This window comes from Leptospiraceae bacterium, from assembly GCA_016708435.1.
Taxonomy (GTDB): domain Bacteria; phylum Spirochaetota; class Leptospiria; order Leptospirales; family Leptospiraceae; genus UBA2033.
Map to the genome: position 1 here is coordinate 1 of JADJFV010000021.1, position 6873 is coordinate 6873.

9 protein-coding genes and 1 pseudogene are annotated in these 6873 nt (G+C 37.0%); 2 read left to right on the top strand and 8 right to left on the bottom strand.

The genetic code is table 11. The annotated features are described in order from the left end of the window. From IPH52_18220 to tatA, 5 genes are all read right to left on the bottom strand, one after another. The coding region (locus IPH52_18220; GenBank protein ID MBK7056947.1) for an ABC transporter permease at positions 1 to 158 on the bottom strand (158 nt) is incomplete at its 3' end. A gap of 64 nt (positions 159 to 222) precedes the next feature. Continuing rightward, positions 223 to 420 (bottom strand): hypothetical protein, encoded by a 198-nt coding sequence (locus IPH52_18225; protein ID MBK7056948.1) that lies wholly within the window; start codon positions 418 to 420, stop codon positions 223 to 225. Then, positions 404 to 907: a hypothetical protein gene (locus IPH52_18230; GenBank protein ID MBK7056949.1), complete on the bottom strand. Its 504-nt coding sequence runs from the start codon at positions 905 to 907 to the stop codon at positions 404 to 406. The genes IPH52_18225 and IPH52_18230 overlap by 17 nt, the downstream gene beginning before the upstream one ends. Positions 908 to 974: 67 nt before the next feature. Continuing rightward, positions 975 to 1700 (bottom strand): twin-arginine translocase subunit TatC, encoded by a 726-nt coding sequence (gene tatC / locus IPH52_18235; protein ID MBK7056950.1) that lies wholly within the window; start codon positions 1698 to 1700, stop codon positions 975 to 977. Positions 1701 to 1860: 160 nt separating this feature from the next. Continuing rightward, positions 1861 to 2106, bottom strand: a complete 246-nt coding sequence (gene tatA / locus IPH52_18240) for a twin-arginine translocase TatA/TatE family subunit (protein ID MBK7056951.1) — start codon at positions 2104 to 2106, stop codon at positions 1861 to 1863. A gap of 317 nt (positions 2107 to 2423) precedes the next feature. On the opposite strand from tatA, the gene IPH52_18245 reads away from it, so the two are divergent. Then, complete coding sequence (locus tag IPH52_18245) at positions 2424 to 2603, top strand: hypothetical protein (protein ID MBK7056952.1); 180 nt, start codon at positions 2424 to 2426, stop codon at positions 2601 to 2603. A 71-nt stretch (positions 2604 to 2674) separates the two neighbouring features. On the opposite strand, the gene IPH52_18250 is transcribed toward IPH52_18245, so the two are convergent. From IPH52_18250 to IPH52_18260, 3 genes and pseudogenes are all read right to left on the bottom strand, one after another. Further along, complete coding sequence (locus IPH52_18250; protein ID MBK7056953.1) at positions 2675 to 3481, bottom strand: DUF2252 family protein; 807 nt, start codon at positions 3479 to 3481, stop codon at positions 2675 to 2677. 45 nt (positions 3482 to 3526) lie between these two features. Continuing rightward, complete coding sequence (locus tag IPH52_18255; GenBank protein MBK7056954.1) at positions 3527 to 3979, bottom strand: DUF2252 family protein; 453 nt, start codon at positions 3977 to 3979, stop codon at positions 3527 to 3529. A gap of 159 nt (positions 3980 to 4138) precedes the next feature. Then, positions 4139 to 6072 (bottom strand): annotated as a pseudogene (locus tag IPH52_18260) (ABC transporter substrate-binding protein). A gap of 31 nt (positions 6073 to 6103) precedes the next feature. Between IPH52_18260 and IPH52_18265 the strand changes: the two are divergent. Continuing rightward, positions 6104 to 6340, top strand: a complete 237-nt coding sequence (locus tag IPH52_18265) for a hypothetical protein (protein MBK7056955.1) — start codon at positions 6104 to 6106, stop codon at positions 6338 to 6340. Positions 6341 to 6873: the final 533 nt, after the last annotated feature.

Here is a 6873-nt window from a genome sequence, read left to right on the forward strand (position 1 = left end):
ACAATGAACAAGAATACGATATTAGAGATGATTGTCTTCTCCATTCTAAGTGCGCCGAGAAAGTTTGCTTGCTCTTCTGCAATGGTTCGAACAGAAAAATATGCACCCGCTGTAATGCTGCTATCAAAGTCAGAAGACCCGATTGTTTGTAAAATCAATTGCTTATGTATTGTAAATCATCTAGTGATTTGACTTTAACCGTTATTTGGTTTACTGAGTTTTTCATTTTAAAAACTTTTGTGCCGTAGGTAGAGACATGAAGATAAACTTAGAATCGTAATTATAGTATCCTGTCTTAAAAAGCCCAGTCACTGCAAAAGAGGAAATATTTAATTCTACACCGCGGCTAACATTGAAACTGCCGCTCGGAACAGCAAGTGTAATTCCCCGACCTAAATTGTAATTATAAAGGAGAGACATTTCTTTTCCAATCACTACAAGGTTCTTGGAGTTTAATTCTTTTATATCTTCTCGATTGTAGTATTCTAGTTTTGAAAATTGGGAACTTGGTTTGCACTAACTCTTCTTCGTTTGGAATTGGAACTGCGCGAATCATCACTGGCACAAACGTATTGTTATTCTGCAAGAGTCCGTGACTTGTGATATTACCCTGCATGGATATAACTCTTTCTTTGAGAGTAGGGTTTTGCAAAAGTAATTCTACCATTCTTTCGTATTTCTGAATCTCGCCGCTACCTTGCGTATTTTCAATGGTGATATGAGGACCACCACTCCAGAGAGATTCTTTCACCTGACGTTGGAATCCGTTGAAGATAGATAGCACAACGATCAAAAGAGATACGCCGACCATCATCACAATAAAAGAAAGTCTTGATTTAAGAGATAAAAGACCGAATACGCGAGAGCCGCGAATATAACGAAAGGTAATCAGGGAAATAATGTTCATCGAATTACAGATTTTATTAAATTACTAGGCTGTCAATGCAATCACGAAAGGATTTGTAAATCATTGCTTAATTCGCTTCTTTCTCTGCATTTCTTTCTGTAATACGCATGATTAGGATGGATGCAAAAAATAAAACTAGAAGGGGAGCAAAAAGCATCATCATCGAAAATACGTCTGGTCCCGGAGAAAGTATTGCCGAGAATATGGAGAGGATAACGATCGTTTCGCGCCACTTGGCAAGTAGATAACTAGAAGTCACAAGCCCTAGTCTTCCTAAAAGAATTAATACGACAGGAAGTTCGAAGCTCAGTCCAAAGATGAGATGAATATTAAAAAAAACATCGTAGTATTCGTCAATCGGAAGCTTCATATCTATATCAGGAGGTCGAAACATTACAAGAAAAATCTTTAGAAAATTTTCAAATACAGTAAACCAGCAAAGTGCCAAACCACCCCAAAAAAGTATTGTAGCAAAGGTTATCATCAATTTGCCGTAACGCTCCATACTGACATCGACAGCAGGAGCGATGAAGCCCCAGAGGATATAGAGAAGAAGGGGAACGCTAAACAATATGGCTAAGACAAATGAAGTTTTTAAATAAATGAGCATTGGAGCCATGAGCTTGATTTGATAAAAGGTAGCATTGGCTCCTAAAACTTTCTTATAAGGAGAGGCAAAGATAGTATGCACTTCAGAACCGAAAAACATAAACCCAATAGTAAAAACTGTAACAATAAGGATACAATGAATTAGCCGCTGACGTAACTCTTCTAGATGATCGCCGAGGGACATGAATTTTTCTCGATTGTCTGTGGGGATAACATCATTTTGCTCTTCTGCTACGATTGGAAGAGTTGGCTTTGTGGCAGTCAATTCACTTGGCTTCGAAGAAATATCTTTCATTTTAGTGAGAGACTTCTTTTTGGTTGTTTTCGATTTTACCGCCATTTAGTTAAGACTTCTTAGCCGCCTTTTTTTTTGCAACAGGCTCTTCTTCTTTGTATGCAGGTGTAGCAGGTGGACTCTCAGGCTCTTCACTTGCAGCACTAGAAAGTGATTTTTTAAATTCTTTAATTCCGCTACCTAAATCTTTTGCAAGAGAAGGAAGTTTTTTGCCTCCAAAAAGCAATAAGACAATTAATAGAATGAAAGCTATTTCCCAAGGACCAAGATTAAACAATGCTAGTGGTGGTAACATAAAAACTCCTTAAGTTTTAGTCCGATTATACGTTCCTGAAACGGTATTTGATAGTTTTATAAGTGCAAACAAGACGTCAATGAATTCTCAACTCTCTTTTATCGCCAACTACCTAAAATAAACTGTCCACAATAAATATTTGACCTGAGGCTTACTGTAATAATCATAGGCAGTTGTTATAAGAATATTCCTAATTTAATCGTTATGTTATTTCTTTTGCTGCCGCAGTGCTTTCAAGGGTAATTGCTAGTTTCCTCACTGGAACTTTTAATCATTTGGTGATTAACAAATTCATGAATGAATCTTTGTTTCGTAACATGATTAATCTATTTCTGATTTTGGTTTTTTCCTTTCTCGGATCTATGATTGGCTTCATGGGGATAATCGGATTTGCCGCAGACGAGAGCGCTGGAGAGATATTTCCTTATTACATTGGAATATCGGTGTTAGTCTCTATTCTTTGTTCGATAGGTTATTATTTGATTAAATTACGATAAGCTTTTAATCTGCTGATAAATACACGCATTCATCTTTCCATTCAATGAAGCGTGTTTCCTTTTTGCGATTCTCACAGCCAGCTTTTACACAGAGCAAAGTCTGATTTGACTTGTTCTGCATAATCATTACCAAGTTTTACAATTGTATTTCTCGTTCCCGACCAGGCTTTTATTGCGGATAATGCTGTGTTGGCGAAGGAAAGAGACGTTGAGCGTATTAAGATGGATTTATAAGATCTACTATGAGCATAGGCAACGGCTCTAGCTGAATGCTTGAGATATTTCTTAAAATCAGATTCAGAGTGAAAGTCTTTCGATTCTAACTTTTTCTTAAATGGAGAAATTCTAGATACAAGATAAGAGCGATTAGCCGTAATCATCGTTCCTAAAAAACTATCTGGATTTGCGAGCATTGCATTACAGGCAGTCTTTGTTCGTTCCGCATGATTCGTAAAGAAGGAATTGTATTCTGCTTCGGACATGTCTTTCATAAGGAATAGACAGGGGAGTCTTTGTTCTTTGATTTCTAATAAAAGGGGATTTGAATCTCCTTGGATGAGCGCATAATACTTATGAACCCCTTGGCTTCCCATTCCTGAGTGGAGCCTACGAGCAATGTCTTGAATCTGAAAAAAGGCACTTCTTTTTTCAGCAGAGAAATCACCAAGGCTTTCAATGTAATCACTCCAATTGGAATGAATCTCTCGTGATTCTATTTCGGTTAAAGCACATAGTTCTGGATTTGATAGATCGAAACAACTCTTTCCGTCGACTGACTTTGTCCATTTGGCAAGAAGAGTTGTGTTAGATTTTTTATCTTTTAATTCATCTACCGTATCTTTTGGAAAGCCATCGAGGTTATTCTCTATTAGCTCCAATTCTTTTCCGTCTTCGCTGATTTCAGAGAGTTTCTTGGTATTCTTCTAAAAGTATTCGGCCAGATCAGAGGCTTCTTTCGGCGAGAATTTAAAATCAACATCTTCTCTTTGCAAGAAAATGCTTGTCACAAATCGAATCAGGTCTAGGTAAAATGGGGCAATGAACGATTCATCGAAATCATTTACATCTAGCTTGATTTGACCATCAGCATTTTCAAAGAAGCCAAGATTTTGTGTATGCAAATCTCCTTGAATCCAAGTCTTGATGCGTGGAGTTTGTTTCCATTCGGAAGGAATTGGAATCAAAAGAGAATCAATGTCTTTATAGAATAGATGAGCAGTCGCACGGAAAAAATGATAAGAGGATTCTTTCATCTCATTGAATTTGGATTTTAGAATAGTTTCTTCTGTTATAAAACTATTCCAAGAAGTAATTTCCTTTTTTAAAAAATCACTTCTTGATGGGTTATTGTTGGTTTGGGTTTGTTCTGATGGCATTTATTTTTACGGTCATTTCGAACACTGCTTGGCGTTTGAATTTGCGACTAAGCAAATAGACTGTGTGAGAAATCTATATTTGTTAGAACGAATCAGCCAAATCCTTTTAACAAATATAGACCTCTCACGAAAAAGCTGTTCGAGGTGACTGTATAATCCTTATTTCTTTTTGTCTTTCTCTTTCTTACTTATTTTTGTCGATTTCTCTTTCTTAGCCGGTGCTTTCTTTTCTGCTTTTTTGGGAGCTGGTTTTTCCACTGCTGGTTCTGTTTCTTCTTCTAAGATTTGAGGAGGCTCTATCTTAGGAAGCTTCACTTCTTTTGGACTTACAGGCAAAGCAACGTTATCCTTAATTGCTTTTTCAAGCTCTTCATTTTTCTTGGAATCGAACCACCAGAAGTCGGTTGCATAGTCCTCTGTCCCGTAACGTCCCAGAGGCATATCGGGCATACCGAATTTATTCCAATACATAAGGCGCGTATTCGTTAAGTGCCAGAGCAATACATAAGGATACTCTTTGTAAATAATGGTGTCGATTTTTTTTACGATTTCATTTCTCTTGGCAAGACTAAATTCTGATTTTTGTTTTTCAATGAGGGCATCGACTTCTTTATTCTTAATACCAGCTAAGTTGTTTTGTCCCTTTTCGTCTGCATACTTTGCAAACCACATAGGCTCAAGGATCTTTAAACTCCACCTCCCCAAGCAGCCCAAGTAAGATCAAAAGCATAATTGTCTTTTCGGGCACTACATGCGGCAAGATCAGTTGTTTCGATGTTTGCCTTTATCCCCAATTGCTTTGCTGCTTCCATGAAAACAGTAAAGTATTTTTCAGTGCTCTTATCTCTATCGGTATTGTGATAGAAAATTCCTTTCCGCCTTTTCTAAAATTCCACTTGCGTTTGGTTTCCATCCAGCTTCTGTTAATAGCTCTCTTGCTTTTTCTGGGTCAAATTCTATTGCTTCGTTTGGATTGACTTCTCCGTTTAGGTAGTAGTCAGGATAATAGCTATTAGTCGGATCATATTCATTGTAAGCGAGTTTTTCAATCATCTCTTTGCGATTGACTAGATGAGCGATTGCTTTGCGAACACGTTTGTCTTTAAAAATATCTCTTCTAGTATTCATTGCCCAACCTTGAAATCCGAGAGGCTTCTCATTGAAGATTCTTTGTTTGACAATGTAGTTCTTGTCAAATTTTTCTCCGACAGCTTCTGTTACCCAGGTAGCCGCTTTGTAAGAGGGAAAAATGTCCATATCTCCTTTGAGCATTGCTTGGTAACCAATTGCTTCTTCGTTATAGACTTTGTAAAATACATCGTCAAAGTTATATCGACCATTATTAAATGGATACGCTCTTTGCCAATAGTCACCACGGCGAACCATTCGCACATAACGTCCCGGTTTTGACTCGGCTAGTTTATAAGGACCGGAGATAATTGGAAATTCAAAATTTCTTTGTTGAAATCTTTTCTTCATAGTAATGTTTTGGTAAAATATAAATCCCTGTTGCAATGGTATTAAAATTGTACCAATGAATATTTTTTGCAGTGAACTCTATTGTATAATCGTCAATGACAACTGGCATTTCAAAACGAGATAGACCGATACGGAAAACGGCTGTATTGTTCTTCTTGTCCATAATTGTATTGAAAGTAAAAAGAACGTCATGCGCAGTAATTGGTTTATCATCTGACCACTTTGCGTTTTGATCGATGATGAATGTAAATTTTTTCTTGTCTTTAGAAATTTTCCATTCTTTGGCGATATGAGGAATATTGTCTAGAGTGATCGGATGATTTGCTGTTAAAGGCTCAAACATGGAAGTATAAATTCGGGCTGTGGTCGAATATTGTTCTAGATAATAGTTCAGAGATTTTGGAAATTGGTGACTATAGATTTTGAAGGAGCCGCCTTTGACTAATTGGAGATGCGATCGGATTGGATTGCTTAAGAGCCTCTGGTATCGAGGCTACATCACCAGTCCAAGGCACGTCATCAACTTTGATCGCTTGAATTTCTTCCACTTTTTCCGTTTTCTTGCAAGAAAAGAATGGATGAATTAGCAAACTTAATAGGGAATAGGTTTGCAATTAAATAAATCTTGTTTTAAATCGAGGATCCTTGAATCACAATAACTTTAATCAACTTTTTATTTATCAATTAAATACAAGAATTTTTTGTATAGAGAAGGGCGTAACCATACTAAAGGCACCTGAAAGTTTCTTTACAACTCCTGAGATTATAACGGCAGATGCAGTTTGGCTCATGGGTGTCTGGCTTCCATCACAAGCTTCTGTAAAAATATGCAAAGAACACGAGGGATTAGGATGGCTTAATTCTTGTAAACTCTCTGCCTGATTTGGTGGATTCAGATTTAATTGACCCACCTTATGCCATTTACGATTACAAACCAAAACCCACTGAGAGCAGATATATTTTAAATTAAAACAATTTAGATACAAGCTAAAATGCAATTGGTAAGAAGTTGACTTAGATTTTGTCTTCAACTATGTCAGTGTAGTTGACTCACCGTTAGTCGAACAGTATCCAGATTTATTTCTCAAAAGAAGAGAACGCAACTGTTTGTAAAATTCTTTTACATAAGAACGCCGGAAGAATTTATTATTATGGTAGAGATCCATACTACGATGGTTGGACGGATAAGGTTCAATGGGATTTTCTCATCCCAAAACATTTTGTAGTTCACAAAAATTCTCGTATTAGAAATTTCAGATGCCTGTGATGGTCTTAGATGCGATATGGCAATGCTTCCACTCCAGGAGGATGTCGAAAAACACACGGCATACGCGTGCATTATCCTACTGGAAAGAATTAATCGAGAGCAATTAAAGAAGGTAGACTCGATTTCTTATTCATAGCGGAAGTCTATT

Excerpts from the sequence above, each read along its gene's own strand:
- IPH52_18225 (MBK7056948.1), bottom strand. The coding sequence starts at position 420 with ATGTCTCTCCTTTATAATTACAATTTAGGTCGGGGAATTACACTTGCT.
- IPH52_18230 (MBK7056949.1), bottom strand. The coding sequence starts at position 907 with ATGAACATTATTTCCCTGATTACCTTTCGTTATATTCGCGGCTCTCGC.
- tatC (MBK7056950.1), bottom strand. The coding sequence starts at position 1,700 with ATGTCCCTCGGCGATCATCTAGAAGAGTTACGTCAGCGGCTAATTCAT.
- tatA (MBK7056951.1), bottom strand. The coding sequence starts at position 2,106 with ATGTTACCACCACTAGCATTGTTTAATCTTGGTCCTTGGGAAATAGCT.
- IPH52_18245 (MBK7056952.1), top strand. The coding sequence starts at position 2,424 with ATGATTAATCTATTTCTGATTTTGGTTTTTTCCTTTCTCGGATCTATG.
- IPH52_18255 (MBK7056954.1), bottom strand. The coding sequence starts at position 3,979 with ATGCCATCAGAACAAACCCAAACCAACAATAACCCATCAAGAAGTGAT.